Origin of the sequence: Streptomyces sp. NBC_00984 (genome assembly GCF_045162475.1) — a bacterium.
Lineage (GTDB): Bacteria > Actinomycetota > Actinomycetes > Streptomycetales > Streptomycetaceae > Streptomyces.
Genome location: NZ_CP108734.1, coordinates 3,177,867 through 3,204,070, shown reverse-complemented (window position 1 = coordinate 3,204,070; position 26,204 = coordinate 3,177,867). Strand labels below are relative to the sequence as shown.

At 71.2% G+C, this 26,204-nt stretch carries 29 protein-coding genes; 16 read left to right on the top strand and 13 right to left on the bottom strand.

The genetic code is table 11. The features are described from left to right. Positions 1-11: 11 nt before the first annotated feature. On the bottom strand, positions 12-410 hold the full coding sequence (locus OG520_RS13835; protein WP_406013359.1) for an ATP-binding protein: 399 nt from the start codon (positions 408-410) through the stop codon (positions 12-14). Between the two features lie 288 nt (positions 411-698). Further along, positions 699-1,646, bottom strand: coding sequence for a hypothetical protein (locus tag OG520_RS13830; RefSeq protein WP_399328817.1), 948 nt, complete (start codon positions 1,644-1,646; stop codon positions 699-701). Positions 1,647-1,788: 142 nt separating this feature from the next. On the opposite strand from OG520_RS13830, the gene dapE reads away from it, so the two are divergent. Together dapE and OG520_RS13820 are read left to right on the top strand one after the other, a co-directional pair. After that, on the top strand, positions 1,789-2,868 hold the full coding sequence (gene dapE / locus OG520_RS13825) for a succinyl-diaminopimelate desuccinylase (RefSeq protein WP_399328818.1): 1,080 nt from the start codon (positions 1,789-1,791) through the stop codon (positions 2,866-2,868). A 112-nt stretch (positions 2,869-2,980) separates the two neighbouring features. After that, entirely contained in the window at positions 2,981-3,730 is a 750-nt protein-coding gene (locus OG520_RS13820; protein WP_399328819.1) for a TIGR00730 family Rossman fold protein, read from the top strand. Positions 3,731-3,779: 49 nt separating this feature from the next. On the opposite strand, the gene folP is transcribed toward OG520_RS13820, so the two are convergent. Beyond that, positions 3,780-4,652, bottom strand: a complete 873-nt coding sequence (gene folP / locus OG520_RS13815) for a dihydropteroate synthase (RefSeq protein ID WP_399328820.1) — start codon at positions 4,650-4,652, stop codon at positions 3,780-3,782. Positions 4,653-4,835: 183 nt separating this feature from the next. Between folP and OG520_RS13810 the strand changes: the two genes are divergently transcribed. Continuing rightward, positions 4,836-5,336, top strand: coding sequence for a DivIVA domain-containing protein (locus OG520_RS13810; protein ID WP_406013358.1), 501 nt, complete (start codon positions 4,836-4,838; stop codon positions 5,334-5,336). Further along, positions 5,333-5,920 (top strand): DNA-3-methyladenine glycosylase I, encoded by a 588-nt coding sequence (locus OG520_RS13805; RefSeq protein WP_266414677.1) that lies wholly within the window; start codon positions 5,333-5,335, stop codon positions 5,918-5,920. Before OG520_RS13810 ends, OG520_RS13805 begins: the two co-directional genes overlap by 4 nt. 28 nt (positions 5,921-5,948) lie before the next feature. Here OG520_RS13805 and OG520_RS13800 read toward each other — a convergent pair whose 3' ends face one another. Then, complete coding sequence (locus tag OG520_RS13800; protein ID WP_406013357.1) at positions 5,949-6,761, bottom strand: enoyl-CoA hydratase/isomerase family protein; 813 nt, start codon at positions 6,759-6,761, stop codon at positions 5,949-5,951. A gap of 313 nt (positions 6,762-7,074) precedes the next feature. On the opposite strand from OG520_RS13800, the gene OG520_RS13795 reads away from it, so the two are divergent. Continuing rightward, positions 7,075-7,242: a DUF3117 domain-containing protein gene (locus OG520_RS13795; protein ID WP_003966491.1), complete on the top strand. Its 168-nt coding sequence runs from the start codon at positions 7,075-7,077 to the stop codon at positions 7,240-7,242. Positions 7,243-7,407: 165 nt separating this feature from the next. Here OG520_RS13795 and OG520_RS13790 read toward each other — a convergent pair whose 3' ends face one another. Continuing rightward, a complete protein-coding gene (locus tag OG520_RS13790; protein ID WP_329919566.1) occupies positions 7,408-8,073 on the bottom strand; it encodes an O-methyltransferase in 666 nt (221 codons plus the stop codon). A 183-nt stretch (positions 8,074-8,256) separates the two neighbouring features. Here OG520_RS13790 and sigE point away from each other — a divergent pair, with 183 nt between their 5' ends. The 5 genes from sigE to OG520_RS13765 all read left to right on the top strand — a co-directional run bounded on the left by sigE (position 8,257) and on the right by OG520_RS13765 (position 13,282). Then, positions 8,257-9,018: an RNA polymerase sigma factor SigE gene (gene sigE, locus OG520_RS13785; protein WP_389984909.1), complete on the top strand. Its 762-nt coding sequence runs from the start codon at positions 8,257-8,259 to the stop codon at positions 9,016-9,018. Further along, positions 9,015-10,046, top strand: a complete 1,032-nt coding sequence (locus OG520_RS13780) for a zf-HC2 domain-containing protein (RefSeq protein ID WP_406013356.1) — start codon at positions 9,015-9,017, stop codon at positions 10,044-10,046. The genes sigE and OG520_RS13780 overlap by 4 nt, the downstream gene beginning before the upstream one ends. Positions 10,047-10,156: 110 nt before the next feature. Next, entirely contained in the window at positions 10,157-11,917 is a 1,761-nt protein-coding gene (locus OG520_RS13775) for a trypsin-like peptidase domain-containing protein (protein ID WP_406013355.1), read from the top strand. 99 nt (positions 11,918-12,016) lie between these two features. Beyond that, a complete protein-coding gene (locus tag OG520_RS13770) occupies positions 12,017-12,502 on the top strand; it encodes a sec-independent translocase (protein ID WP_266414667.1) in 486 nt (161 codons plus the stop codon). Between the two features lie 120 nt (positions 12,503-12,622). Next, on the top strand, positions 12,623-13,282 hold the full coding sequence (locus OG520_RS13765; protein WP_406013354.1) for a hypothetical protein: 660 nt from the start codon (positions 12,623-12,625) through the stop codon (positions 13,280-13,282). A 112-nt stretch (positions 13,283-13,394) separates the two neighbouring features. Here the strand turns inward: OG520_RS13765 and OG520_RS13760 are convergent, their stop codons facing one another. The 3 genes from OG520_RS13760 to OG520_RS13750 form a co-directional block, all read right to left on the bottom strand. After that, positions 13,395-14,528, bottom strand: coding sequence for an Mrp/NBP35 family ATP-binding protein (locus OG520_RS13760; RefSeq protein ID WP_266414663.1), 1,134 nt, complete (start codon positions 14,526-14,528; stop codon positions 13,395-13,397). A 95-nt stretch (positions 14,529-14,623) separates the two neighbouring features. Then, the gene (locus tag OG520_RS13755; RefSeq protein WP_399328827.1) at positions 14,624-15,181 is read right to left on the bottom strand and encodes a DUF1003 domain-containing protein; all 558 of its coding nucleotides are present in this window, start codon (positions 15,179-15,181) and stop codon (positions 14,624-14,626) included. Beyond that, positions 15,171-16,445 (bottom strand): magnesium transporter MgtE N-terminal domain-containing protein, encoded by a 1,275-nt coding sequence (locus tag OG520_RS13750; RefSeq protein ID WP_399328828.1) that lies wholly within the window; start codon positions 16,443-16,445, stop codon positions 15,171-15,173. The genes OG520_RS13755 and OG520_RS13750 overlap by 11 nt, the downstream gene beginning before the upstream one ends. Positions 16,446-16,649: 204 nt before the next feature. On the opposite strand from OG520_RS13750, the gene OG520_RS13745 reads away from it, so the two are divergent. Continuing rightward, positions 16,650-17,414: a hypothetical protein gene (locus tag OG520_RS13745; RefSeq protein ID WP_385551124.1), complete on the top strand. Its 765-nt coding sequence runs from the start codon at positions 16,650-16,652 to the stop codon at positions 17,412-17,414. A gap of 32 nt (positions 17,415-17,446) precedes the next feature. Here OG520_RS13745 and OG520_RS13740 read toward each other — a convergent pair whose 3' ends face one another. Both OG520_RS13740 and OG520_RS13735 read right to left on the bottom strand, forming a co-directional pair. Next, positions 17,447-17,968 (bottom strand): hypothetical protein, encoded by a 522-nt coding sequence (locus OG520_RS13740; protein WP_406013353.1) that lies wholly within the window; start codon positions 17,966-17,968, stop codon positions 17,447-17,449. Positions 17,969-18,001: 33 nt separating this feature from the next. Further along, positions 18,002-19,117: a magnesium and cobalt transport protein CorA gene (locus OG520_RS13735; protein ID WP_266414652.1), complete on the bottom strand. Its 1,116-nt coding sequence runs from the start codon at positions 19,115-19,117 to the stop codon at positions 18,002-18,004. Positions 19,118-19,525: 408 nt separating this feature from the next. On the opposite strand from OG520_RS13735, the gene OG520_RS13730 reads away from it, so the two are divergent. Then, the gene (locus tag OG520_RS13730; protein ID WP_266414650.1) at positions 19,526-20,110 is read left to right on the top strand and encodes a suppressor of fused domain protein; all 585 of its coding nucleotides are present in this window, start codon (positions 19,526-19,528) and stop codon (positions 20,108-20,110) included. An 87-nt stretch (positions 20,111-20,197) separates the two neighbouring features. On the opposite strand, the gene OG520_RS13725 is transcribed toward OG520_RS13730, so the two are convergent. After that, entirely contained in the window at positions 20,198-21,430 is a 1,233-nt protein-coding gene (locus tag OG520_RS13725) for an MFS transporter (RefSeq protein ID WP_406013352.1), read from the bottom strand. A 157-nt stretch (positions 21,431-21,587) separates the two neighbouring features. Here OG520_RS13725 and OG520_RS13720 point away from each other — a divergent pair, with 157 nt between their 5' ends. From OG520_RS13720 to OG520_RS13710, 3 genes are all read left to right on the top strand, one after another. After that, complete coding sequence (locus tag OG520_RS13720) at positions 21,588-22,226, top strand: DUF6758 family protein (RefSeq protein ID WP_389984938.1); 639 nt, start codon at positions 21,588-21,590, stop codon at positions 22,224-22,226. A gap of 94 nt (positions 22,227-22,320) precedes the next feature. Next, positions 22,321-23,187, top strand: coding sequence for a PHP domain-containing protein (locus OG520_RS13715; protein ID WP_266414643.1), 867 nt, complete (start codon positions 22,321-22,323; stop codon positions 23,185-23,187). 158 nt (positions 23,188-23,345) lie between these two features. Then, positions 23,346-23,951, top strand: a complete 606-nt coding sequence (locus OG520_RS13710) for a MarC family protein (protein ID WP_399328832.1) — start codon at positions 23,346-23,348, stop codon at positions 23,949-23,951. Between the two features lie 76 nt (positions 23,952-24,027). On the opposite strand, the gene OG520_RS13705 is transcribed toward OG520_RS13710, so the two are convergent. Further along, a complete protein-coding gene (locus OG520_RS13705; protein WP_093549992.1) occupies positions 24,028-24,180 on the bottom strand; it encodes a hypothetical protein in 153 nt (50 codons plus the stop codon). A 221-nt stretch (positions 24,181-24,401) separates the two neighbouring features. Between OG520_RS13705 and OG520_RS13700 the strand changes: the two genes are divergently transcribed. After that, positions 24,402-25,289 carry an NYN domain-containing protein gene (locus tag OG520_RS13700; RefSeq protein WP_266414637.1) on the top strand — a complete coding sequence of 296 codons (888 nt, stop codon included), beginning with the start codon at positions 24,402-24,404 and terminating at the stop codon, positions 25,287-25,289. Between the two features lie 36 nt (positions 25,290-25,325). Here the strand turns inward: OG520_RS13700 and OG520_RS13695 are convergent, their stop codons facing one another. After that, positions 25,326-26,174 carry an alpha/beta fold hydrolase gene (locus OG520_RS13695; protein ID WP_406013351.1) on the bottom strand — a complete coding sequence of 283 codons (849 nt, stop codon included), beginning with the start codon at positions 26,172-26,174 and terminating at the stop codon, positions 25,326-25,328. Between the last annotated feature and the right edge of the window lie 30 nt (positions 26,175-26,204).

The window sequence follows — 26,204 nt, the reverse complement described above, 5'->3', positions numbered from 1 at the left end:
GCCGGGACGGGTCAGCCGAGCGGCAGACCCTGGGTGGGCAGGCCGCCCCCGGTCGCGGCACCGGCGGCGTTGCCGAGGACCTCGCCCGCGCTGCCGGCGGCGCCGCCCGCGGCCTTCTGCACGGCGGGGGTGGCCTCGGCGCCGGCCTTGCCGACGGTCTTGCCGGCGGCCGGGAGGGTCGTTCCGGCGATCTTGCCGCCGGTGTCGCCCGCCACCTTGGCGCCCTGCTGCGACGCGCCGTCGACCGTCTTGCCGAGACCGGCGCCGTCGACGGTGGTCAGACCGCCGAGCTCCGGGGTCTGCGGCAGCTCCGCGGCACCCGCGGCTCCGGCCGCGCCGACCACGGGGGCCGCACCCGCGGCGATCAGCAGCGCGGCACGGGCGATCCGGCGGGTCAGGGGGAGGGACATGATGCTCCTTCGACGGAATGAGGAATAGGTCTGTCCGTTGATCGGACGCAATGACAACCGTCGAAAGGGCGGGGGAGGTTGCGGTGGGCTCGGGTAAAGAGTCGGTAATGCGTCAGATCATCTGCAGTGGAGGAACCCGGGCAAACGCTGCATTCCCGGGTTCGTCGATGAACCGTCACTTTCCTTTGCCGGCAGGGGAATTGAGGTGCCGGAAGGCGGCGGCGGGAGGGGGTTGTGCGAGGGGGCGCTCAAAACCGGCCGGATGGCACTTCCGGGTGAACGCGTGAACTAGAGCGCGAGCTTGATCCGGACGTCGGTGGTGCCCGAATCCTTACGTTCCGTCCGCCAGCCCGACCCGGCCTCCCACACCCGGCCCGCGTACGAGACCTCGGCCAGGCGGAGCGCCTCGGACTGCGCGACCGCCCAGTGCGCGAGCTCCCAGCCGCGCCGGGCCGCGCCGCCGTCCCCGGACGCCCGGGTCGCGGGCACCGGCACCGAGACCGTGCTCGTCGCCGCCGCACCGGCCGCGGCCCCGCCGTCCTGCGCCGCCGTCGTCACCGCGGGCAGCACGTCCTTGCCGAAGGCCCGCACCAGCTCCGCCCGTACCTTCGCCGAGTCGGCGCTCGCGGCCGTCGCCCGCGGCGGCGCGCAGTTCAGCGAGGCGGGCGTACGACCGGTCAGCGCCGCCGCCAGCAGGGCCGCGTCCGGCTCGTGCTTCGCGTACGCCTGCGGGAAACCGCTGCGCTGGACCCGCTGCGCGGCGACCGTCAGCGGCAGCCGCGAGTAACCGGGGACCTCGGCCAGATGCCGGTAGAACTCCCCGGCGGAGTAGACCGGGTCCAGGATCTGCTTCTCGGTGCCCCAGCCCTGCGAGGGGCGCTGCTGGAACAGCCCCAGCGAATCCCGGTCCCCGTGCTCGATGTTGTGCAGCCCGGACTCCTGGAGCGCGGTCGCCAGCGCGATCGTCACGGCACGCTCCGGCATCCCGCGCGAGGTGCCGACCGCGGAGATCGTCGCGGCGTTGACGGCCTGTTCCGGGCTCATCCGGTACGTACGGCTCTCGCCGTCCGAACCATCGGCCGACTCGACGACGCACCCTTCGACGACCTTGCTGCCGGTTATGTACTGAACGGTCAGATAGCCGCCGAGCGCGGCGAGCACGACAAGGCCGGCAGCGATACGCAGGAGGCGGCTGCGGCCGGTGTGTCGGCGGGCGGGGGAGACGGTCCGGGGCACGGGCCCACCGTACTGGAGTGCCGGACCGGGGCCGAGGGCCCCAGGGCCCCTCTGCTGGATCATGCCGGGCCCGTGAACCCGGCACCGCTCCCCGATCCGGCCCGATCCGGACGGGAGGCGCCGGTCCCTTAGGGTCGGTTCCATGCCCGAAACCACACTTGACCTCACCCTGGACGGCCCGGCGCTCACCGCCCGGCTCGTCGACTTCCCCTCGGTCAGCGGTCAGGAGAAGGACCTCGCGGACGCGATCGAGTCGGCCCTGCGCACCCTCCCGCACCTGACCGTCGACCGGTACGGCAACAACGTCGTGGCCAGGACGAACCTCGGCCGGGCCGAGCGGGTGGTGCTCGCCGGGCACATCGACACCGTGCCGATCGCCGACAACGTGCCGTCCCGGCTCGACGACGACGGGGTGCTGTGGGGCTGCGGCAGCTCCGACATGAAGTCGGGCGTCGCGGTCCAGCTGAGGATCGCCGCGACCGTGCCCGAGCCCAACCGCGACCTGACCTTCGTCTTCTACGACAACGAAGAGGTCGCCGCGCACCTCAACGGGCTCGGCCACATCGCCGACGCCCACCCCGACTGGCTGACGGGCGACTTCGCGGTCCTGCTGGAGGGCTCCGACGCCGAGGTCGAGGGCGGCTGCCAGGGCACCCTGCGGGTCTTCCTCCACACCGAGGGGGAGCGGGCCCATTCCGCGCGCGGCTGGATGGGGTCCAACGCCATCCACGCCGCCGCCCCGATCCTGGCCCGCCTCGCCGCGTACGAACCGCGCCGCCCGGTCATCGACGGCCTCGAATACCACGAGGGCCTGAACGCCGTACGGATCGAGGGGGGCGTCGCCAACAACGTCATCCCGGACGCCTGCACCGTCGTGGTCAATTTCCGGTACGCACCCGACCGGACCGCCGAGGAGGCGCTGGCCCACGTCCACGAGGTCTTCGCGGACTGCGGCGTCGCCGAATTCGTCGTCGACGACCACTCGGGCGCGGCCATGCCCGGCCTCTCCCACCCGGCGGCCAGGGCGTTCATGGCGGCGGTGGGCGGCACCGCCCGGCCCAAGTTCGGCTGGACGGACGTTTCCCGCTTCGGCTCCCTCGGCGTCCCCGCGGTGAACTACGGACCGGGCGACCCGCTGTTCGCCCACAAGCGCGACGAGCACGTGGTGGTCGAGCGGATCACCCACTGCGAGGAGCGGCTCCGCTCCTGGCTCACCGGCTGACCCACGGCATTCTCCTGTCCGTAACCTCCATGGATCTACCCTGACCTGACACGGATGACCATTGATCCTCCGGGATCTTCCGGTCGTCGATCGTCGTCGGAGGGAGCAGGTCATGGGCAACCCCGAGGGAGCGCAGGTCCCGGAGGAGCAGCGGCTCGGACCGGTACTGCGCCGCAGGGAACAGGTACAGCCCGGCACCACCGATCAGCGGTTGCTGGACACCGAGGGCGACTCCGAGTGGGTGCACACCGACCCCTGGCGGGTGATGCGCATCCAGTCGGAGTTCGTCGAGGGATTCGGCGCGCTGGCCGAGCTGCCGAGCGCGATCAGCGTCTTCGGTTCGGCCCGCAGCCCGGCCGGCGGACCCGACTACGAGGCGGGCGTACGGATCGGCAAGGCCCTGGTCGAGGCCGGCTTCGCGGTGATCACCGGAGGCGGGCCCGGGGCGATGGAGGCGGCGAACAAGGGGGCGCGGGAGGCGAAGGGCGTCTCGGTCGGTCTCGGCATCGAGCTGCCCTTCGAGTCCGGCCTCAACCCGCACGTCGACATCGGCGTCAACTTCCGCTACTTCTTCGTCCGCAAGACGATGTTCGTGAAGTACGCGCAGGGCTTCGTCGTGCTGCCCGGCGGTCTCGGCACCCTGGACGAACTCTTCGAGGCGCTCACCCTCGTCCAGACGGGCAAGGTCACCCGCTTCCCGATCGTGCTGTTCGGCACCGAGTACTGGAGCGGTCTCGTGGACTGGCTACGGGACACGGTGGTGGCGCAGGGCAAGGCGTCCGAGCACGACCTGCTGCTGTTCCACGTCACGGACGACGTGGACGAAGCGGTCGACCTCGTGACGAAGGAGGTCGGCCGGTAGCGCCCGTCCGGGGAGCGGGGCCCGTCCCAGGGCCCCGTCCCCGCCCCGGTCACGCCAGTCCGCGCCGCGCCACGGCCGGGTCCCGGTGCCCCGCGATGGACGCCACCATGTCCAGCACCTGCCGGGTCTCCGCCACCTCGTGCACCCGGTACACCTGCGCCCCCAGCCACGCCGACACGGCCGTGGTCGCCAGCGTCCCGATCACCCGCTCCTTCACCGGGCGGTCGAGCGTCTCGCCGACGAAGTCCTTGTTGGACAGCGAGACGAGCACCGGCCAGCCGGTCTCCGTCATCTCGCCGAGCCGGCGCGTCGCTTCCAGGGAGTGCCGGGTGTTCTTCCCGAAGTCATGACCGGGATCGATCATGATCCCGTCGGCCCGCACCCCGAGCGCGACCGCGCGCTCGGCCAGCCCCACCGTCACCCGCAGGATGTCCGCCATCACGTCGTCGTACGCGATCCGGTGCGGCCGGGTGCGCGGCTCGGCGCCGCCCGCGTGCGTGCACACCAGACCGGCGCCGTACCGCGCGGCGACCTCCGCGAGCTTCGGGTCGACGCCGCCCCACGCGTCGTTCAGCACATCCGCGCCGGCCTCGCAGACCGCCTCGCCGACATCGTGGCGCCAGGTGTCGACGCTGATCACCACGTCCGGGTGACGGCGGCGCACCTCCGCGACGAACCCGACCGTGCGGCGCGCCTCCTCCTCGGCGGTCACCTCCTCGCCGGGACCCGCCTTCACACCCCCGATGTCGACGATCGCCGCACCGTCCGCGATGGCCTGCTCGACCCGGGCGAGCGCGGGTTCGTCCCGGAAGGTCGCGCCCTGGTCGTAGAAGGAGTCCGGGGTACGGTTCACGATCGCCATGATCACCGGCTCGTGCGCACCGAATTCGCGCCGCCCCAGCCTGAGCGCACCGCTTCGCATCCCGCGTTTCTCCTCTGGTAGATCGCCCGTGAGTCGCCTGCGACCCCAGGGCCCGGCCGGCGGATCATGGCCGGGGTCGCGGCCCTGATCCGCCGGACAGACCCTAGTGCCTGGCCCGGTGGGCACCGGCTGTCGGTGCCGCATGACACGATCGGACCCGGACAGGTTTCCGCTCCCGGGGAGATGCGCGTGTTCTGGTTCTTGCTGGTGACGATGGTCGTGGTCGTGGCCGCGGTCACCCTTGCGGTGGTCGGCGGGGGGAAGAGCGCCGTCCTGCAGGACGTGGCGCCCGAGCAGCTGACCGACCCACTGCCCGCGACCCGGCCGGTCGGCCGCGCGGATGTCGACGCGCTGCGGCTGCCGGTGGCCGTGCGCGGCTACCGCATGATGGATGTCGACGAGGCGCTCGACCGGCTCAGCGCCGAGCTCTCCGAGCGGGACGCGCGGATCGCGGAGCTGGAATCGGCGCTGGTCGGCGCGCAGGCGACCGCGGTCGGCGGCCCCGGTCTCATCGAGCGTCCGCAGGAACAGCCGCAGCCGGGCCGGGAGCGGCCCGAGGACCGTCCGGAGGAACAGCCGCAGCAGGGGTGGGAGGGGCCCGAGGACCGCCCGCAGGCGCCGTGGGAGGCGCCCCGGCAGGACCCGCGGCCGACCGAGCACCCCGGAGAGGAGCCCCGGCGATGAGCGGCGGCGCGGAAGCGGCCCCGGACGGCGGACTGCGCTGTCCCTGGGGGCTCTCCACCGAGGACTACCTCACGTATCACGACACCGAATGGGGCCGGCCCGTCCACGGCGACGACGCCCTCTTCGAGCGGCTCTGCCTGGAGGCCTTCCAGTCGGGCCTCTCCTGGCTGACGATCCTGCGCCGCAGGGAGGGCTTCCGCTCCGCCTTCGCCGGGTTCAAGATCCCCGCGGTGGCCGAGTTCACCGACGCCGACAAGGAGCGCCTCCTCGCCGACGCCGGCATCATCCGCAACCGCGCGAAGATCGAGGCGACCCTCGCCAACGCCAAGGTGCTGGCCGGCTGGGGCGCCGGCGAGCTGGACGAACTGATCTGGTCCTACGCCCCCGACCCGGCGGGCCGCCCCGCCCCGCGCACCCTCGGCGACGTCCCGGCGGTCACACCGGAGTCCACGGCGCTGGCCAAGGACCTCAAGAAGCGCGGTGTGCGCTTCGTCGGACCCACGACGGCCTACGCCCTGATGCAGGCCTGCGGCCTGGTCGACGACCACCTGGCCGACTGCGTGGCGCGCGGCGGCCGGGCGTAGAACCGTGCCGGCGTAGGCCGTCCGGCGGCTACCGGCCGAGGTACTTCGGCTTCTCCTTGTTCAGGAACGCCTGCACCGCGATCGTGTGGTCCTCGGACGCGCCCGCCCTGGTCTGGAGCTCGTCCTCCTTCTCCAGCGCCTCGCTCAGCGTGTGACCGGCGCCGTAGGCCAGGGACTCCTTCAGCGCCGCGTACGCCACCGTGGGGCCGGACGCCAGGGCGCGGGCCACGGCGGCGGCCTCGGCGGCCAGGTCGGCGGCGGGCACCAGCTTGTTCACGATGCCCAGCTCATGGGCGTCCTGCGCGGAGATCGAGCGCGGGAAGAGCAGCAGGTCGGCGGCGCGGCTCTGCCCGATCAGGCGCGGCAGCGTCCAGGAGACGCCCGAGTCGGCGGTGAGGGCCACACCGGCGAAGGAGGTGTTGAACGAGGCGGTGTCGGCGACGACCCGGTAGTCGCAGGCGAGCGCGAAGCCGAAACCGGCACCGGCGGCGACCCCGTTGACCCCGGCGACGACCGGCTTGGGCATCTCGGCGATGGCCCGCACGACCGGGTTGTAGTGCTCCTGCACCGTGCTCAGCGCATTGCCGCTGCCCGCCTCGCGGGTGCTTTCGAGCGTGGCCACATGCTCCTTGAGATCCTGGCCGACGCAGAACGCCCGCCCGGTCGCGGTGAGCAGAACGGCACGTACGGCGGTGTCGGCCGCCGCCGACTTCAGCGCGTCGCGGAGCGCCACCTTGGCCGCGGTGTTCATGGCGTTCATCGCGTCGGGACGGTTGATCGTGATCGTCGCGAGTCCGTCGCTCACTTCGTAGCGCACGCTGTCCGCCATGTGGTCGGCCATTTCGTCGTCCCCTTCGCACCTCGGGCTATGCCTGTCCAGGCAAGCATGGCCGACTCGGGCGGGAGCCGACATGTGACCTGCGTCTAACAATTGAGCCCCGATGCGGGGGTGCGGACGGCGGAGTATCGCAGGCCGATCGCCGAATTGGGTGGTTTTGAGAGAGCGCGTTGCGCAAGCGATGCCGACCGATGTTGGTCATCGGGGTCTGTGATGCGGGATAATGGCCTGGAAGCAATGTGTTCGATGCCGGTGACACAGCGCCTGTCATGGGGCCGCCGGTTGCGATGAGCTGGTTTCAGGAAGGGGAACGAGCATGGCGGCCATGAAGCCGCGGACGGGCGACGGCCCGCTCGAGGTGACAAAGGAGGGGCGGGGCATCGTCATGCGCGTTCCGCTCGAAGGCGGCGGTCGGCTTGTCGTGGAGCTGACTCCGGACGAGGCCGATGCACTCGGCGATGCCCTCAAGAAGGTCGTCGGCTGAGCAGAGGCGCCCACACTTCATCACTGCCCCGGCACGGTGTCCGTGCCGGGGCAGTGATGCGTTCACGACCGTTCCTGACCGACCGACCGACCGACCTGACCGACCGGCCCGTCCGGCTCGCCCGGGGGCGCGGGCGAGTCCCCGGCCCCGTGGCCGCCGTGGGCGTCAGCCCCTGCGCACCGCGCACAGCAGCCCGTCGCCCACCGGCAACAGCGTCGCCATCAGTTCCTGGCTCTCCCGCACCGCGCGCAGCAGCTCCCGCAGCCGCAGCACCTCCGCGGGCTGCGCCGCGGAGTCGACCGTACGGCCGTCCGCGAAGACGCCCTCGAAGCAGACCAGGCCGCCGGGGCGCAGCAGGCGCAACGATTCAGCGAGACAGTCCAGGCTCTCCAGCCGGTCGCCGTCGCAGAACACGAGGTCGTATCCGCCGTCCGCGAGCCGCGGCAGCACGTCCAGGGCGCGGCCGGGAATGAAGCGGGCCCGATTGGCGGCGTACCCCGCGGCCCGGAAGGCCTCACGGGCGAACTGCTGGCGCTCGGGCTCCGGGTCGACCGTGGTCAGCACGCCGTCGGGCCGCATTCCGTGCAGCAGATAGAGCCCGGACACGCCGGTCCCGGTGCCGATTTCGGCCACCGCTTTGGCGTCCGTCGTGGCAGCGAGCAAGCGCAGCGCGGCGCCGGTACCTGGCGACACCGAGCGGAGCCCCGCCTCCCGGGCCCGGTCCCGGGCCCAGTGCAGTGCTTCGTCCTCGGCGACAAAGGCGTCGGCGAACGCCCAGCTCGTCTGCCGGTTGGCGGTAATGACCCTCTCCTGTCCCCGTAGTTGGCGCAACGGTGACTGTATCCGCTGCACCCGGGAACCCGCAGATGGGACCGGGCGTTATGAAGGCACAGGGGAGAGCCTGTGGAATCGGCCCGCGGATCGGGTCCGGGATCCACCGGCCGGCGGTTCCCGGGGGCGATCCCCGGCCCCAGCAGGAAAAAGGCTTATCCGGAGCTAACGGGCGAGGTGGCTATGGTAGGGGCTCCACTGGACACCACCAGAGCCGATAGGGGAGGTGCGGCTGCGCCTGTGGATCGGGGAGGAGTGCTGCGGCGCTTTCTCAGGTCGGCGGGTGAGCCGAAATCCGTGACCAACATTGCTGACCGTTCTTCCAACGACTCCGCGACGACCGCGACCTTCGCCTCAGATGCGGATTCCCAGGCGTGGACGCCACCCTCATGGGAAGAGATCGTCAGCACGCACAGCGGCCGGGTCTACCGCCTCGCCTACCGGCTGACGGGCAACCAGCACGACGCCGAGGACCTCACGCAAGAGGTCTTCGTCCGCGTGTTCCGGTCGCTGTCGACCTACACGCCGGGCACGTTCGAGGGCTGGCTGCACCGCATCACGACCAACCTGTTCCTGGACATGGTCCGTCGTAAGCAGCGGATCCGCTTCGACTCCCTGGGCGACGACGCCGCCGAGCGGCTGCCGAGCCGTGAGCCGTCCCCGCAGCAGGTCTTCAACGACACCCACTTCGACGCGGATGTGCAGCAGGCGCTGGACACCCTCGCGCCGGAATTCCGTGCCGCCGTCGTGCTCTGTGACATCGAGGGACTTTCGTACGAGGAGATCGCCGCGACGCTGGGCGTGAAGCTCGGTACCGTGCGCAGCCGTATCCACCGCGGTCGCTCGCATCTGCGCAAGGCGTTGCAGCACCGTTCGCCCGAGGCCCGTGCCGAGCAGCGCTCGCTGGCGGGCGCGGTCCTGGCGGGGGAGGGCGGAACGGCGTGAGCGGCACAGGTCCGACCCCCGCGGAACAACACCTGGGGGACCGCCTTGCCGCGCTTGTCGACGGCGAGCTGAAACACGACGCCCGCGAGCGGGTGCTCGCCCACCTCGCGACCTGCGCCAAGTGCAAGGCCGAGGCAGCGGCGCAGCGACGCCTGAAGAGTGTCTTCGCCCAGTCCGCCCCGCCGTCGCCGTCCGAGGGGTTCCTCGCCCGGCTGCAGGGCCTTCCCGGGGGGCCGGGGGGTGACGACGACAGCCAGGACAGACCATTCGGCGGCTCCGGGCGCTTCGCGGACGGGCTCTTCCCCGTGATCCAGCCGTCCGGCAGCCGCCCGGATTCGCCGGGAAACCGGCCGTTCGGCGGCTTCGGCTTCCTCCCGACCCCGCACGGCTCGACCGCCGTACTGCCGGGTGGCCCCTCCCGTTCCGGCTTCCGGATCCACGAGGTGGGCCGCGAGGCGGAGCGGTCGCCCTGGCGCGGCCGGCGATTCGCCTTCGCGGCGGCGGGTGCCGTCTCGCTGGCGGCCATCGCCCTCGGCGGCGCCCTGCAGCCGGGCGCGGGTTTCAGCTCCGCGGCCCGTGCCACGGGCGCCGGGAACGCGGTGACCCCGCTCGACGCCCCCTCGCGCGGCGAGAGCGGCGGCTCGGTCAGCCGCCGCGGCGGCGGCAGCCACGGCACGCTCGCGGCCAGGGGGTCGGGCGACCGCTCGATCGCCGCCGCCCCGTCGGCAGTGCCGAGCGTCGCACCGGCGGCCCCCTCCGCCACTCCCGCGGTGCTCTCCTCCGCGAGCCTGACAGGAAACCCCTTCGCCATGCACGTCCTGACCAATGTGTCCGCGCCACCGCTGATACGTCCGACCGGCACCACCCCGCTCTTCGCCGAGGTGTTCGGGCGGCTCGCCCCACAGCCCCCGACGCCCTCCGCGCCACCGTCCGGGACGCAGTCGTCACCACCGCCCTGGGCACGGCCGTCAGCCTCGGCCTTTCCCACCCCCGCCGATCGTGGTCTGCCGCTTTCCTCCCGGCGCTGACCGGGGTCTGCGCAAGCATTCGCAAACCTGGTTGAATTCCGGGAGCAGTTCCGGGAGGGACGCCCCTGTCGGGGCGTGCAGAGGCCAGTTGCGGCAGTTGCGGGGAGAGCATGGAAGACGGGAAGTCCACCGGGCCGAAGGCGAAGTGGTGGAGCCGGCCCACGCCGGGTCGCACCACCCGCACAGCGCCGGACGAGCCGTCGTCCATCGAGGACCCGGCGCCCGTGGCCGACCCGGCGTCCACGGCGACAGCGCCGGACGCGGCGGTCGCCGATGACCGCGCGAGCCGCACGACCACGGCGCCGGAATCGCACCCGGCCGACGCGCCGCCCCGGTCCCCGGCACCCGAGCCGGTGGCCGCTGTACCTGCCGCACGGCCCGTGACACCCCTGCACGAGCCCGATCAGTACAGCACCCCGCCCTACGGCGGCCCCGGCCCCTGGGCACCCGCCCCACCCGTGCAGCGGCCGGTCCCGACCCCGGCGCACGGCACCCCCGTACCCCCGCAGTACACGGGGACGAACGGCGCGGGCATCCCCACGTCGCCCGCTCCCGCCCCCGCCCCGCCCGCGCCCGGCTTCACGCCCCCGCCCCACACGCCTCAGCAACCCCAGCAGCAGCCCCAGCTTCAGCAGCCACAGCCACAGCCCCAATCGCAGCCGCAGGCGGCGACGCAGTGGCTCCAGTACGACCCCTGGGGTGCGCCCAGGCAGCCGCTCACCAACCCGGGCCCGCCGCTCGGGGCCGACACCGGACGCAAGAAGAGCCGGCGCGGCTCCCTCCTCGTCGGTGCGGTACTGCTCGCCCTGGTGGCGGGCGGGATCGGCGGCGGCATCGGGGCCTACATCGAGCGCAACGGCGGCCTCACCCAGGTCGAGCTCCCGCAGGCCGGCCGCAGCAGCGGCGGCCGGGCCCCCGACAGCGTCGCCGGCATCGCCGCCAGCGCCCTGCCCAGCGTGGTCACCCTCCACGTCAGCGGCTCCACCGAGTCCGGCACCGGCACCGGCTTCGTCCTCGACGGCTCCGGCCACATCCTCACCAACAACCATGTCGTCGCCCCGGCCGGTCAGGGCGGCGAGATCACCGTGACGTTCAGCGGCGGGGAGACCGCGCGCGGCGAGGTCGTCGGCAAGGACAGCGGCTACGACCTGGCCGTGGTCAAGGTCACCGGGGTCTCCGGCCTCAAGCCGCTGCCGCTGGGCAACTCGGACAATGTGCGGGTCGGTGACCCCGTGGTGGCCATCGGCGCCCCCTTCGACCTGTCCAACACCGTGACCTCCGGCATCATCAGCGCCAAGGACCGGCCGATCACCGCAGGCGGCGAGAAGGGTGACGGCAGCGACATCAGCTACGTCGACGCGCTGCAGACCGACGCGCCGATCAACCCGGGCAATTCCGGCGGCCCGCTCGTCGACACCGACGCCCATGTCATAGGCATCAACAGCGCCATCCGCGCCGCCGACAGCGGCTCGGCCGAGGAGGGCGGACAGGCGGGTTCCATCGGCCTCGGCTTCGCCATCCCGATCAACCAGGGCAAGCGGGTCGCCGAGGAGCTGATCAACACCGGGAAGGCCACCCACCCGGTGATCGGTGTCACGCTCGACATGAAGTACGCCGGGGACGGCGCCAGGGTCGGGTCCAAGGGCGCGGCCGGCAAGCCCGCGGTGACGCCGGGCGGGCCCGGGGCCAAGGCCGGGATCAGGCCCGGGGACGTCATCACCGAGGTCGACGGCCGGCGGGTGCACAGCGGCGAGGAGCTGATCGTGAAGATCCGCGCGCACCGTCCGGGCGACCGTCTGGATCTCGCGCTGACCCGCGGTGGTAAAGACCTGTCCATCTCTTTGACGCTCGGTTCGGCAAGCGGCACGTGACAGCCCCGGGACGCTACCGCGCGGACAGTTGCGGCGGGTACCGTGGGCCGGGTCCGGACCTCGACCGACACGGTCTCGGAGAACACGAGGAGCAACAGGGTGTTCAATGACATAGGCGTACTCGAGCTGGCGACGCTCGCGATTCTGGGCGTGCTGATCTTCGGCCCGGACAAGCTGCCCAAGGTCATCCAGGACGCCTCGCGCTTCATCCGCAAGATCCGTGAGTTCTCGGAGAGCGCCAAGGAGGACATCCGTACGGAGCTCGGCCCGGAGTTCAAGGACTTCGAGTTCGAGGACCTCAACCCCAAGACGTTCGTCCGCAAGCAGCTCATGGACGGCAATGACGACCTGGGGCTGAAGGAGATCCGCGAGAGCTTCGACCTGCGCAAGGATCTTGCCGAGGTCACCGACGCGGTGAACGGCCGGGAGAGCAAGGACGTGGAGTCCGCGGACTCCCGGAGCAGCGTGTCGAGCGGCTCGGCGATCACCGCCGCCAACGGCTCCGCCGGTGCTCCGGACCTGCTCAAGAAGCGTGACCAGCCCGGCAAGGACGACCGGCCGCCGTTCGACGCCGACGCCACCTGACCCCCAGCCAATCCCGGCTCGTCCGGACGGTATGGCTATTCTCCATCTGTCCGGTTGTGAGTACGCCCGTTGGGGGGCGGGCCGTTCCGGACCCAACGGATCGAGGAGGCGGCCGGGCAGATGGAGACGACAAGTCGGGTGGGCGCGGAAGATGCGCCGGGCACAGTCACCGCAGAGGGGGTGCCGGCGGCCCGGCGTATTGTCGACGGCTACCTGGCAGCCACGTTTCCCTGGTACGGACTGGACGAGGCCTTCACCGGGCCGCGCCGGCTGATGCAGGTGGGCACCGCGGCGGACGGCACGGTGCAGCACGGTTCCATCGGTCACGGTGACGAACCGTCGGTCCGGGCCGACGCGGGCGCCGAGAAGCAACGGTTCGCCGTCGTCGTGTCGATGGCCAGCAGCCCGGTACGGCGCAGCGGCGACGGCACGGGGGTGCTGGACGCCACCACGGTGTCCTCCGCGGCCTGGCTGGCCGGGTCCGGTCTGCTCGCCTGTACGAGGCCCGCGCAGATGGACCACGCACTGCGCGACGACTGGCTGGACCAGCAGACGGAGACGGCCTTCGAACTCGCCGACGACCTGGACAGCCCCGCGTGGTCGGTGCTGTCACTGCCGGTGGACGGTGTCCCCGTGCCGTTCCACTACCGCGAGTCCGAATTCGGCTGGGTACTGGCGGGATCGGCGCACGGCGGAGTGCACATCGGCGCGTACGGGCGGGGGATGAGCGCGTACGGGCTGGGATTCTCCGTGATCGGCGACATCGCGACGTACGCGTAGGACGCGGGCACACGTACGGCGTAGGACGCGGTCATACGTACGCGTAGCGAGGAGACGTGCGTACGCGCGGGACGGAGCGGTGGCCGGCCGGGACCGGTCACCGCCCGCCGCTTCAGAACTTGTTGCGCGGGGTGATGCCCAGCGACATGCCCGACAGGCCGCGCTGACGGCCGCCCAGCTTGTCCGCGATGGTGCGCAGCGCCTTGCCGGCCGGGGAGTCGGGGTCGGACAGGACGACCGGCTTGCCCTCGTCGCCGCCCTCGCGCAGCCGCACGTCGATCGGGATGGAGCCGAGCACCGGCACCTCCGCGCCGACCGTCTTCGTCAGGCCCTCGGCGACCCGCGCGCCGCCGCCCGAGCCGAACACGTCGACCATCTCGTCGCAGTGCGGGCACGGCATGCCCGACATGTTCTCGACGACGCCGACGATCTTCTGGTGGGTCTGCACGGCGATCGAGCCGGCCCGCTCGGCCACCTCGGCCGCCGCCTGCTGCGGGGTCGTGACGACCAGGATCTCGGCGTTCGGTACGAGCTGCGCCACCGAGATCGCGATGTCGCCGGTGCCCGGCGGCAGGTCGAGCAGGAGGACGTCGAGGTCGCCCCAGTACACATCGGCGAGGAACTGCTGGAGCGCGCGGTGGAGCATCGGTCCGCGCCACACCACCGGGGCGTTGCCCGGGGTGAACATGCCGATGGAGATGACCTTCACGCCGTGCGCCGACGGCGGCATGATCATGTTCTCGACCTGGGTCGGCTTGCCGTCCGCACCGAGCATCCGCGGCACGCTGTGCCCGTAGATGTCCGCGTCCACGACACCGACCTTGAGGCCGTCGGCCGCCATCGCGGCCGCCAGGTTCACCGTCACGGACGACTTGCCGACGCCGCCCTTGCCGGACGCGACCGCGTAGACGCGGGTCAGCGAGCCGGGCTTGGCGAACGGCACCTCGCGCTCCGCCGTGCCGCCGCGCAGCGAGGACGCGAGCTCCTTGCGCTGTTCGTCGCTCATCACGTCGAGCGTGACGTCGACCCGCGAGACGCCCTCGACACGGGCGACCGCGTCCGTCACGTTCTTGGTGATCGTCTCGCGCATCGGGCAGCCCGAGACCGTGAGGTAGACCGTGACAGCGACCGCACCGTCAGCATCGATCTCGACCGATTTCACCATGCCCAGTTCGGTGATCGGACGGTGGATCTCCGGGTCGTTCACTGTCGCCAGTGCCTCAAGCACCGCGTCTTCCGTAGCCATACCTCGATAGTACGGGTGCGCGCAACGCTCCTTGAGGGTGGTGGTGGGCGACGGGAGGGCGTCCGGCGCCTGCCGCTACGCGTGAGTAGCATCCGTCAGCGGTCTTCGTCGCTCTCGGCCGGGAGCAGGGGGAGCCGGTCGTCGAGATCCTTCGCGAGGTCCTCCAGTTCGGAGCGGATCCAGTCGCGGGTGGCGACCTCGCCGAGCCCCATCCGCAGCGACGCGATCTCCCGTGTGAGGTACTCGGTGTCCGCGATGGAGCGCTCGTTCTGCTTGCGGTCCTGCTCGTGGGTGACCCGGTCGCGGTCGTCCTGCCGGTTCTGCGCGAGCAGGATCAGCGGGGCCGCGTACGAGGCCTGGAGCGACAGCATCAGCGTCAGGAAGATGAACGGGTACGGGTCGAACCGCAGGTCCACGGGCGCGAAGACGTTCCACAGCAACCAGACGATGATGACCAGCGTCATCCAGACGATGAACCGTCCGGTGCCCAGGAAGCGGGCGATCCGCTCGGAGAGCCGGCCGAACGCCTCGGGGTCGTAGTCGGGCAGCATCCGCCGGCGCGGGTCCTTCGGCTGGTCCAGCCGGGAACGGGGCGGGCGCGCGATGCCCGAGGCCCCCGCCGGCGTCGTCTTCGAGCGTTCCTCAGCGGCCACGGGCGACCCCCTCCTCGCCGTGGAAGTCCGTCTCCCGCCAGTCGTCGGGCAGCAGATGGTCGAGCACGTCGTCGACCGTCACCGCGCCGAGCAGCGACCCGCTCTCGTCCACCACGGGCACCGAGACCAGGTTGTACGCGGCCAGATAGCTCGTCACGGCCGGCAGCGGGGTGTCCGGGACGAGGGGGACGAGATCGCTGTCGACGATCGAGCTGACCAGGGCGTACGGCGGATCCCGCAGCAGCCGCTGGAAGTGCACGGTGCCCAGGTACTTGCCGGTCGGGGTCTCGTCGGGCGACCGGCACACGTACACCTGGGCGGCGAGCGCCGGGGACAGGTCCGCCTGCCGGACCCGGGCGAGCGCGTCGGCGACCGTCGCGTCCGGCCGGAGGATGATCGGCTCGGTGGTCATCAGCCCGCCCGCGGTCCGCTCCTCGTACGACAGGAGGCGCCGCACATCGGCCGCGTCGTCCGGCCGCATCAGCATCAGCAGCCGCTCCTTGTCCTCCTCGGGCAGCTCGGACAGCAGGTCGGCCGCGTCGTCCGGGTCCATCGCCTCCAGGACGTCGGCGGCGCGTTCCTCCTGGAGCTTGCCGATGATCTCCACCTGGTCGTCCTCGGGCAGCTCCTCCAGGACATCGGCGAGCCGGTCGTCGTCGAGCGCGGCAGCGACCTCGGCCCGCCGTTTCGGCGACAGATGGTGCAGCGCGTTGGCCACGTCCGTCGGGCGCAGCCGCTCGAACGTGGCGACCAGGGTCTCGGCGCCCTGCCCGACCTCCTCCAGCGAGAACCCGCTGACCGCCGACCACTCGACCGTCAGGGTCTCGCCCTTGCGGCGCAGCGCCCCGCCCTTGCCCTTGCGTACGAAGTACTTGTCGATCTCCCAGTCGCGGCGGGCCGGGAGCTGCTGGACGGAGACGTCGAGGACGGTGACCTCCTCGCCGGTCTCCACGAGGCGGACCCGCCGGTCGAGGAATTCGCCGAGTACCAGGCGTTCGGTGGGCCGCTGTTCGAAGCGCCGCATGTTGACCACGCCGGTGGTGATGACCTGGCCGGACTCGATCCCGGTGACCCGGGTCATCGGGAGGAAGATCCGGCGGCGGCTGAGCACCTCGACGACGAGCCCGAGCAGCCGGGGCGGCCTGCCGCCGACCCGGAGCATCGCGACCAGATCGCGCACGCGGCCCACCTGGTCGCCGTTGGGGTCGAAGACCGGTACGCCGGCGATGTGGGAGACGAACACCCGGGGGGCGCCTGCCGCCATCGTGCGCCTCCTTCTTCCGTGTACGACTTCTCCGACTGGTCTGTTTGGCAGTCAATCAACCGTTATGACGGGATCAGGCTAGCCCGTACCGCTCCGGGTTGCCCCGGGGGAGCCGTCCGTACGGCTCCCTGCCGGACGGCGGGTACGGCACAGGTACGCTGCCGTCTGCCACCCCCCGCGATGCAGATGAGAGGCAGTGCGCCCGTGACCTCTTCCGTTCCGCCCGTCCGGGCCCGACGCCGGACCGCTCTCGCCGCCCTGCTCTGTGCGGGGCTGGCAGCAGCCCTCACGGGGTGCGGCGGCGAGGATCCGGACCAGGGGACCAACGGCGTCGGCAAGCTGGACGCCACGGAGATCGAGAAGAAGGCACAGGGCGCGGCGGACGCCGCCGACGCGGTGCGCCTCGCCGGGACCCTGGTCAGCAAGGGCGGCACGTACAAGCTCAACATGCAGCTCAAGGAGAAGGGCGGCACCGGCTCCGTGGTCTCGAAGGACAGCACCTTCGAGCTGCTGCGGATCGGCGACGAGCTCTATCTGAAGGCGGACTCCGGGTTCTGGAGCCACGAGGAGAAGCCCGGCGCCGACAGCGAGGCGGGCGGCGCGGCCGCGGACAAGCTCCAGAACAAGTACGTGAAGGTGCCCCAGGACGACCCCACGTACAAGCAGCTGCGCGGCTTCACGGACAAGAAGACCCTGCTCGACGGGATGCTCACGCTGCACGGCACCCTCAACAAGGGGGACCGGCAGAAGGTCGGCGCGACCCGGACCGTCCAGATCATGGGCGGCAAGGGCGAGGGCGGCCTGCTCGACGTCTCGCTGGAGGGCAAGGCGTATCCGCTGCGTTTCGCGCGCGGTGGCGGCGGGGGGATCGTCACCCTGTCGGACTGGGGCAAGGACTTCCCCCTGGAGGCCCCGGCGCAGGTGGACACGGTCGACTACGGGAAACAGCTGCCCAGAACGGCGTCCTGAAGGCGTCCTGAAGGCGGGCCGCGCCGCCCCCGTCAGCCCTTGCGCCCCTGCTTCAGCAGGCGCGGCAGCCCCGCAGGCACCGGCCGTCGCGTGGTCGCGGACGTCGGCAGGGGCGCCGCGGCCAGGGAGCCGTCCGGCAGCTCCGTACGGAACTCGCCGGGCGTCAGCCGCAGCACCCGGCACTCGCGCGCCCAGCGCTCCGTCATCAGCTCGGCGTCCGGTGCGTTCAGCCGCTTGCCCTTGAGCTCGGCGACCGCGGCCTCCCACTGTTCGGAGTGCGGCGCGAGTTCCGTCACGGTGGCCGTCCAGGCGACCAGCCGGCCGCCCTTGTCCTTGCTGCGTACGGTCACCTCGGCGGCGGACCCGTCGGTGAGCCCGGCCGGGAGCGGCTGCTCGCCGGGGCCGTCCCCGACCAGATACGCCGCGCCCTCGTGCCATACGTGCCACAGCGCCCGCGCGGGACCGGTGCCCCGCACCCAGATGAGGCCGGACTTCTTGGTGGCCTCCTCGACGAGGGCCCGGCCCAGTGGCACGTCAGCGGCAGCAGCAGTCATGACCGAACTCTATGGGACCGGGCGGAGACGGTGTCAGAGCCAGCCGTTGCGCTTGAGCGTGCGGTGGATGGAGAAGCAGACCACCCCGATGACGCCCAGCACCATCGGGTAGCCGTACGTCCAGCGGAGCTCGGGCATGTGCTTGAAGTTCATGCCGTAGACGCCGCAGATCATCGTCGGTACGGCGATGATGGCCGCCCAGGACGTGATCTTGCGCATGTCCTCGTTCTGCGCGACGGTCGCCTGCGCCAGGCTGGCCTGGAGGATCGAGTTCAGCAGTTCGTCGAAGCCGATGACTTCCTCGTGCACCCGCGCCAGGTGGTCGGCGACGTCACGGAAGTACTTCTGGATGTCCGGGTCGATCAGCCGCATGGGCCGCTCGCTCAGCAGCTGCATCGGCCGCAGCAGCGGCGACACCGCCCGCTTGAACTCCAGGACCTCACGCTTGAGCTGGTAGATCCGGCCGGCGTCCGAACCGCGCGGGCTGCCCTTGGCCGGGGTGGAGAAGACCTCGATCTCCACCTCGTCGATGTCGTCCTGGACGGCGCCGGCCACCGCGATGTAGCCGTCGACGACATGGTCGGCGATGGAGTGCAGGACCGCGGACGGCCCCTTGGCGAGCAGTTCGGGGTCGTCCTGCAGCCGGTGCCGCAGCGCGCGCAGCGAGCCGTGGCCGCCGTGCCGCACGGTGATGACGAAGTCCCGGCCGGTGAAGCACATCACCTCGCCGGTCTCGACCACCTCGCTGGTGGCGGTGAGCTCGGTGTGCTCGACGTAGTGGATGGTCTTGAAGACGGTGAACAGCGTGTCGTCGTACCGCTCCAGCTTCGGGCGCTGGTGGGCGTGGACGGCGTCCTCGACGGCGAGCGGGTGCAGCCCGAACTCCCGGGCGATACCGGCGAATTCCTCCTCGGTCGGCTCGTGCAGGCCGATCCAGGCGAAGCCGCCCTCCTCCCGCACCTGGAGCATCGCCTCGTGCGGCGTGCGGCAGGTGCCGCTCTCCAGGCGCCGTCCGTCGCGGTAGACCGCGCAGTCGACGACCGCGCTGGAGGCGGAGGGGTCACGGGTGGCGTCGTAACTGCTGTGCAGGGCGTTGCTCTTGCGCAGGGACGGGCGCACGGCGGCGCGCAGGTCGCGGATCATCGACATGGCTGGCTCCTTCACGGAGGGCCGTCGTCGGGCACGTGGAACAGCCCGGAATGGGGACGTGTGCTCACGTCCGCAAAGCGGGCGGCACCGCGGCGGCACGATGACGGCGTTCGCTACAGACAGGCAAAAAAGGAGTGCTCTTCCGTCGTGCGCAATGCCATGGGCCTTGACCGAGAAGGCTTCAGATCACCAAGAAAGGTGGAGTGCGGAAGAGCGGTTGGTACTGCACGGTCGACTTCGATCCATTGCAGCCCCACCTCCTCCAGCCGGTCCCCCTTGAGGGATGACGTGTCGTCGGGGCTGAGAGCGACGCTTCTGCGTGCTGCCCCGACCAGCGGCCAAGACTATCAGCCGACTGACGGCCAATCTCTTACTTTGCCCGTTCCATACGCGTCCTATGCTCGCGGGATGGGAGAAATTCTTGCTCTGGTCGAGGCCCGGCTGCTTACGGCCCTCGGTGAACCGGACGCGCGGGCCGCAGTGACGTTTCTCGGCACGGACCGGATCGAGGTGCTGCGCTTCGTCGACGGCGATGTGGTGCGCTACGCCACGCTCGGTATGTCGGCACAGCCGATGGCCGACCCGACCGCGGCCCTCGTGGACCCGGTGAAGGGCCCGCGCGCCGAACTGGTCCTCTCCGTGCGCGCCGGACTCGCCGACACCGACAAGGTGCTGCGCCCGCTCGCCGTGCTCGCGGCCTCCCCGCAGGTCGAGGGAGTGATCGTGGCTCCCGGCGCCTCGCTGGAGGTCGGTGAACCGCTGTGGCCCGGGGCCCCGTTCAGCTCCGTACTGGTCGCCGAGCCGGGCGGTCTGGTGGAGGACCTGGAGATGGACGAGCCGATGGAGCCGGTGCGGTTCCTGCCGCTGCTGCCGATGACGCACAACGAGGCCGCGTGGAAGCGGGTCAGGGGCGCGCAGGAGCTCCAGGAGCGGTGGCTCTCGCACGGTACGGACCTGCGTGATCCGTTGCGTGGCTCCGTGGCGCTCGACTGAGACGTACGTCGGCCGGGCATACGGAAGCCCCGCCGCGCGGCCAGGAGGGGGAGCCGCGGGCGGGGCGGTGCGGGGCGGGCGGAGAGGTCAGTCGGCGAAGACCGTGACGCTGTCCTCGGTGGCGTGCTTCGGCTCCAGCTCCTCCGCCTCGTGGGTCAGCGCCGAACGCCGGATCCAGACGACGATCGCACCGGCCACGGCCGTGACCGCGGCGACCACGAACGGGATGTGGATGTCACTCCACTCCTCGATCTTCGGGGCGAGGTACGGGGCGGCGGCCGCGGCGAACCAGCGGACGAAGTTGTAACCCGCGCTCGCCACCGGGCGCGGCGCGTCCGAGACACCGAGCGCCAGCTCCGTGTAGACGGTGTTGTTCATGCCGATGAAGGCGCCGGAGACGATCGTGCAGACGACGGCGGTGGTGTGGTCGCCGTATCCCAGGACCAGCAGGTCGACGGCGAGCAGCACCAGCGAGGCGCCGAGCACCTTCAGCGAGCCGAAGCGCTCCTGCAGCCGCGGGGCGACGAGCACCGAGAAGACCGCGAGCAGCAGACCCCAGGCGAAGAACACCGCGCCCGACCTGTACGGCGTCATGTTCAGCACGAACGGGGTGAACGCCAGGATCGTGAAGAACGAGTAGTTGTAGAAGAACGCCGAGGTCGCGACCGAGGCCAGACCGCCGTGGCCGAGCGCCTTGATCGGGTCGAGCAGCGAGGTCTTCCGGGCGGGCCTGGGCTGTTCCTTCAGGAACGCCGTGATGCAGATGAAGCCGATGGCCATCAGCGCGGCCGTGCCGAAGAACGGGTAGCGCCAGCTGGCGTCACCGAGCAGGGCGCCGACCAGCGGCCCGCAGGCCATGCCGAGGCCGAGTGCCGACTCGTAGAGCAGGATCGCCGCGGAGCTGCCGCCGGCCGCCGCACCGACGATCACGGCCAGCGCGGTCGACACGAAGAGCGCGTTGCCCAGCCCCCAGCCGGCCCGGAAGCCGACGAGTTCGCCGACGGACGACGAGGTGCCGGAGAGCGCGGCGAAGACGACGACGAGCGCGAGGCCGGCCAGGAGCGTCTTGCGGCCGCCGATCCGGCTGGACACGAAGCCGGTGACGAGCATCGCCACGGCGGTGATCAGGAAGTACGAGGTGAAGAGCAGGGACACCTGGCTCGGCGTCGCCTCCAGGCCCTTGGCGATGGACGGCAGAATCGGGTCCACCAGGCCGATTCCCATGAACGCGACGACGGAGGCGCCCGCCGTGGCCCAGACGGCCTTCGGCTGGCGCAGGATGCTGCCGGCGCCCTGATCGAACGGATCCTCTCCCTGCATGGGTCTTCTCGCTCTCCACTAGATCGTTGCGGTATACACAGAATAAGTTAGAGAATCTAATGAGTGCAAGTTACATCTAATTCCGCAGGTGGTGGCCCCGCTGCGGACGGGTGATCTTCCTTGACGCGGCGACGGTCCTGGAGGACCGTTGGTCGCTATGAGGGGCGAACCCAGTTGCCCGAAGTGCGGAGGCCGGGTCAGAGCGCCCGGTCTGTTCGCCGACACCTGGCAGTGCGCCGTGCACGGCAGCGTGCAACCGCTGCAGCCGGTGGTTCCGCCCGGCGTCGAAGCGCTGGGGGTGGTGGTGCGCCGCTCCCAGGTCCCGGTGTGGATGCCCTGGCCGTTGCCGGTCGGCTGGCTGTTCACCGGAGTGGCGAGCGCGGGTGACGACCGCAGCGGTGGCCGGGCCAGCGCCGTCGCCTGCTCCGGCCCCGGCCCCGTCGGCGGTATCGGCGAACTGCTGCTCGTCACCGAGGAGCTCGGTGTCGGGCTCGGCGCGCGCTACGCCGGGATCGACGGCCCCGACCCCGGCCCCTACCTGGACGTCGAGGGCCCGCCGGACGTCAAGATGCTCGCCGCCGGACGCCCCACCCCGCTGTGGCACGTCAAGGGAGCCCCCGCGGACCGGGCGGTCTTCGCGGGCGAGGCGCGCGGGCTCTGGCTCTGGGCGATCGTCTGGCCCGAGCAGTCCGGGCTCCTGATGTACGACGAGCTGGTGCTCGCCGATCTGCGCGAGGCCGGCGGAGAGATGGACCTCGTACCGTGCGGGGCGCTCACACCACGACTGCTCGGCTGAGCCCCGGGGCCTCCGTGCCCGGCCGGACGCCGTTCGAATGCCAGTTATCCTGAGACGTCCCCTTGGTCCGGCCCCGAGCACTGGAGTACGCGTCGTGCGCATCGACCTGCACACCCACTCCACCGCGTCGGACGGCACGGACACCCCCGCGGAGCTGGTGCTCAACGCCGCCGCCGCGGGCCTGGACGTCGTCGCGCTCACCGACCACGACACCGTGCGCGGCCACGCCGGGGCGATCGCCGCCCTTCCCGAGGGGCTCACCCTCGTCACCGGCGCCGAGCTCTCCTGCCGGATCGACGGCGTGGGCCTGCACATGCTGGCGTACCTCTTCGATCCCGACGAGCCCGAGCTGGCCCGAGAACGTGAACTCGTACGGGACGACCGGGTGCCGCGCGCCCGGACGATGGTGGGCAAGCTCCAGGACCTCGGCGTGCCCGTCGAGTGGGAGCAGGTCGCGAGGATCGCCGGGGACGGATCGGTCGGCAGGCCGCACATCGCCACCGCGCTCGTCGAGCTCGGCGTCGTCGAGACCGTCTCCGACGCCTTCACGCCCGAATGGCTCGCGGACGGCGGACGCGCCTACGCCGAGAAGCACGAACTCGACCCCTTCGAGGCGATCCGGCTGGTCAAGGCCGCCGGTGGCGTCACCGTCTTCGCCCACCCGGCCGCCGTCAAGCGCGGCGAGGTGGTGCCCGAGTCCTCGATGGCGCGGCTCGCCGCCGCCGGCCTCGACGGCATCGAGGTCGACCACATGGACCACGACGAGCCGACCAGGGCCAGGCTGCGCGGGCTCGCCCGCGACCTGGGGCTGCTGACGACCGGGTCCAGCGACTACCACGGCAGCCGCAAGACCGTCGGGCTCGGCGAGTACACCACCGACCCCGAGATCTACGGCGAGATCACCCGGCGCGCCACGGGAGCCTTCCCGGTGCCGGGAGCCGGCGGGCCCCGCCCCGCGTAACGACGCACGAGCCGGGGCCGGAGCACGGACCCCGTACACGTACCGCCGTCCGTTCCCACCTCAGCTGTTCCCACTCTCGCGCACCCGGCCGCCAGGCCGCCGTCATGGCTTCGGGGTGCGCTCCTTCAGGCCGTTTCTCTCTTCTCGCAAGGCTCACTGTGTTCGACGTCGCTGTCTTCGGATCCCTTTTTCTCACGCTTTTTGTGATTATGGATCCCCCTGGGATCACCCCGATCTTCCTCGCACTCACCGCGGGCCGCCCCGCCAAGATGCAGCGCAGGATGGCGCTCCAGGCGGTCGCCGTCGCCTTCGGTGTGATCGCCGTCTTCGGTCTGCTCGGGCAGCAGATCCTCGACTACCTGCATGTCTCCGTACCCGCCCTGATGATCGCGGGCGGGCTGCTCCTGCTGCTGATCGCGCTCGATCTGCTGACCGGCAAGACCGACGAGCCGACGCAGACCAAGGACGTCAACGTGGCGCTCGTGCCGCTGGGCATGCCGCTGCTCGCCGGGCCCGGTGCGATCGTCTCGGTGATTCTGGCGGTGCAGCACGCCGACAGTGTGGGCAGCCAGATCTCGGTCTGGTCGGCGATCGTCGCCATGCACATCGTGCTCTGGCTGACCATGCGCTACTCGCTGCTGATCATCCGGCTCATCAAGGACGGCGGCGTCGTGCTGGTGACCAGGCTCGCCGGAATGATGCTGTCCGCCATCGCCGTGCAGCAGATCATCAACGGCGTCACCCAGGTCATCCAGAACTCCTGAGGCGCCCGCCGGCACCACAGCGCCCCCGCACGGACCTTCCGTGCGGGGGCGCTTCGTCTTTGTGCGTCGTCGTGCGTTACGAAGCCGAGGTTTCGGCCGGGCGGATATAGATGCGCTGGCCCATGGCTGCGGCCTGCTGCACGATCCGGTTGACGGAGGCGGCGTCCACGACGGTGCTGTCCACGGCGGTACCGTCGACATCGTCGAGTCGCATGATCTCGAAGCGCATAAGGCTTCCCTTCGTCTGATCCTCCTGCTGGAGAACTACTGGGAGGACGGATGACCCGTCCGCAAGGATGAGAGCACCGGACATCGCTGTCCTGCGCTCCACGAGAGGTATAACGGCTTGCTTCAGGCAAACATTCCCTACGCTAAGGAAATTTTTTGGATGTCTAAGTATCAGCAGGTCACCGAGCATCCGCGGGCGACGAGGTCCACGACGAGGCCCGAATGAACGAGGCAGAGATCCGCGAGCGCCTGGACCGCACCAACGAGCTGCTCCAGCGCGTGCTCGCCGAGGTGTCGAAGACCCCCTCGACCCACGCGATCTTCGTGGACGCGGGCTATGTGTACGCGGCGGCCGGACTGCTGGTCACCGGCACCGAGGACCGCCGTTCCTTCGACCTCGACGCGGAAGGACTGATCGAGGCCTTCATCGACAAGGCCCGGACGATCTTCGCGGACAGCAGGCTGCTGCGCGTGTACTGGTACGACGGAGCCCGGCGGCGCATCCACACCGTCGAGCAGCAGTCCATCGCCGAACTCCCCGACGTCAAGGTCAGACTCGGCAACCTCAACGCCAACAACCAGCAGAAGGGCGTCGATTCACTGATCCGCACCGACCTCGAATCGCTCGCCCGGCACCGTGCCATCAGCGATGCGGCACTGGTCGGCGGCGACGAGGACCTGGTCTCCGCGGTGGAGGCGGCGCAGGGGTACGGGGCCCGGGTGCACCTGTGGGGCATCGAGGCGGGGGAGGGGCGCAACCAGGCCGAGCCGCTGCTCTGGGAGGTCGACAGCCAGCGCACCTTCGACCTGGACTTCTGCCGCCCGTACGTCACCAGACGCCCCGTCACCACCTACGAGGACGACACCCCCGCGCCCGCGCGCGAGGACGTCCGCTTCGTCGGCGCGCAGATCGCCGCCGCCTGGCTGGCCGCCCGGGGGCGCGAGTCCCTCGCCGATCTGCTGCCCGGACACCCGTACCTGCCGGGCTCCGTCGACCAGGACCTGCTGGTCGAGGCCGAACGGCTGCTCCAGCACTCGCTGCGCGGCCACGCGCATCTGCGGCGGGCACTGCGCGACGGCTTCTGGCAGCACCTTCAGTCGCAGTACTGAACCCTCGCGGCACCGAGCTCGCTCGGGGCCCGCCGCCTACAGGCTGTCCCAGAACGCGGCGAGCGCGGCCGCCGTCTGCTCCGGGCGGTCCGTGTTGGGGGAGTGCTCGGCGCCCGTGATCCGGGTGCGGTGCGCGTCGAGCCGCTGCGCCATCTCGTCGAGCAGCGGCACCGGCCAGGTGTCGTCGCGCTCGCCGGAGAGCACATGGACCGGCAGCGGCAGGGCGGCGAGTTCGGCCACCCGGTCCGGCTCGGTCACCAGCTGGCGGCCGGTGGCGATCAGCTGGGCGGGCCGGTGGCGCAGCCAGCGCTGGCGCAGGGCCTCGCCGTCCGTCGCCGTGTCCTCCGGCGGGTCGAGGGCACGCATCGCCTCCCACACCTCGGCCATGCTCAGCGTCGCGAGCGCGTCGCCGAGCACCTTCACCTTGAGCTGCTGGGCCTCGACGACCTCGGCGGGTCCTGACGACATGAGCGTCAGCGAACGGAACGGCGAGGCGTCGAGCAGTACGGCGGCGCGGGCGATCTGCCCGCCGAGCGAGTGCCCCAGAAGATGCACGGTGCCTTCGCCGCCGGCGCCGAGGGCGGCGGCCTGAGCGAGCACATCCAGGGCCAACTCGCCCTGTGCGTAGGTCTCCTGACGGTCCGTCCCATCGGTCTCGTACTGTCCGCGGCCGTCCACGGCGACGATCCGGTACCCGGCGGCCGAGAGCGGTTCGAGGAGCGCCAGGAAGTCCTCCTTGCTGCCCATGTATCCGGGCAGCAGGAGGGCGGTACCGCGCGTGGCACCGGGCGGCGAGGCGTCCAGCACGGCGAAGTCGCCGCGCGACGTGCGCAGCTGGTGGGCGTGGGCGCAGGGGGGCGGGGTGAAGGTGTGCGGCCGGCTCATGGCACGAGGTTATGCCGTGGAACGGCGGGC

What these genes read in the sequence shown, in the direction of transcription:
- OG520_RS13835 (WP_406013359.1), bottom strand. Translation starts at nt 410, where the DNA reads ATGTCCCTCCCCCTGACCCGCCGGATCGCCCGTGCCGCGCTGCTGATC.
- dapE (WP_399328818.1), top strand. Translation starts at nt 1,789, where the DNA reads ATGCCCGAAACCACACTTGACCTCACCCTGGACGGCCCGGCGCTCACC.
- OG520_RS13820 (WP_399328819.1), top strand. Translation starts at nt 2,981, where the DNA reads ATGGGCAACCCCGAGGGAGCGCAGGTCCCGGAGGAGCAGCGGCTCGGA.
- folP (WP_399328820.1), bottom strand. Translation starts at nt 4,652, where the DNA reads ATGCGAAGCGGTGCGCTCAGGCTGGGGCGGCGCGAATTCGGTGCGCAC.
- OG520_RS13810 (WP_406013358.1), top strand. Translation starts at nt 4,836, where the DNA reads ATGCGCGTGTTCTGGTTCTTGCTGGTGACGATGGTCGTGGTCGTGGCC.
- OG520_RS13805 (WP_266414677.1), top strand. Translation starts at nt 5,333, where the DNA reads ATGAGCGGCGGCGCGGAAGCGGCCCCGGACGGCGGACTGCGCTGTCCC.
- OG520_RS13800 (WP_406013357.1), bottom strand. Translation starts at nt 6,761, where the DNA reads ATGGCCGACCACATGGCGGACAGCGTGCGCTACGAAGTGAGCGACGGA.
- OG520_RS13795 (WP_003966491.1), top strand. Translation starts at nt 7,075, where the DNA reads ATGGCGGCCATGAAGCCGCGGACGGGCGACGGCCCGCTCGAGGTGACA.
- sigE (WP_389984909.1), top strand. Translation starts at nt 8,257, where the DNA reads ATGGTAGGGGCTCCACTGGACACCACCAGAGCCGATAGGGGAGGTGCG.
- OG520_RS13775 (WP_406013355.1), top strand. Translation starts at nt 10,157, where the DNA reads ATGGAAGACGGGAAGTCCACCGGGCCGAAGGCGAAGTGGTGGAGCCGG.
- OG520_RS13765 (WP_406013354.1), top strand. Translation starts at nt 12,623, where the DNA reads ATGGAGACGACAAGTCGGGTGGGCGCGGAAGATGCGCCGGGCACAGTC.
- OG520_RS13760 (WP_266414663.1), bottom strand. Translation starts at nt 14,528, where the DNA reads ATGGCTACGGAAGACGCGGTGCTTGAGGCACTGGCGACAGTGAACGAC.
- OG520_RS13750 (WP_399328828.1), bottom strand. Translation starts at nt 16,445, where the DNA reads ATGGCGGCAGGCGCCCCCCGGGTGTTCGTCTCCCACATCGCCGGCGTA.
- OG520_RS13740 (WP_406013353.1), bottom strand. Translation starts at nt 17,968, where the DNA reads ATGACTGCTGCTGCCGCTGACGTGCCACTGGGCCGGGCCCTCGTCGAG.
- OG520_RS13735 (WP_266414652.1), bottom strand. Translation starts at nt 19,117, where the DNA reads ATGTCGATGATCCGCGACCTGCGCGCCGCCGTGCGCCCGTCCCTGCGC.
- OG520_RS13730 (WP_266414650.1), top strand. Translation starts at nt 19,526, where the DNA reads ATGGGAGAAATTCTTGCTCTGGTCGAGGCCCGGCTGCTTACGGCCCTC.
- OG520_RS13725 (WP_406013352.1), bottom strand. Translation starts at nt 21,430, where the DNA reads ATGCAGGGAGAGGATCCGTTCGATCAGGGCGCCGGCAGCATCCTGCGC.
- OG520_RS13720 (WP_389984938.1), top strand. Translation starts at nt 21,588, where the DNA reads ATGAGGGGCGAACCCAGTTGCCCGAAGTGCGGAGGCCGGGTCAGAGCG.
- OG520_RS13705 (WP_093549992.1), bottom strand. Translation starts at nt 24,180, where the DNA reads ATGCGCTTCGAGATCATGCGACTCGACGATGTCGACGGTACCGCCGTG.
- OG520_RS13700 (WP_266414637.1), top strand. Translation starts at nt 24,402, where the DNA reads ATGAACGAGGCAGAGATCCGCGAGCGCCTGGACCGCACCAACGAGCTG.
- OG520_RS13695 (WP_406013351.1), bottom strand. Translation starts at nt 26,174, where the DNA reads ATGAGCCGGCCGCACACCTTCACCCCGCCCCCCTGCGCCCACGCCCAC.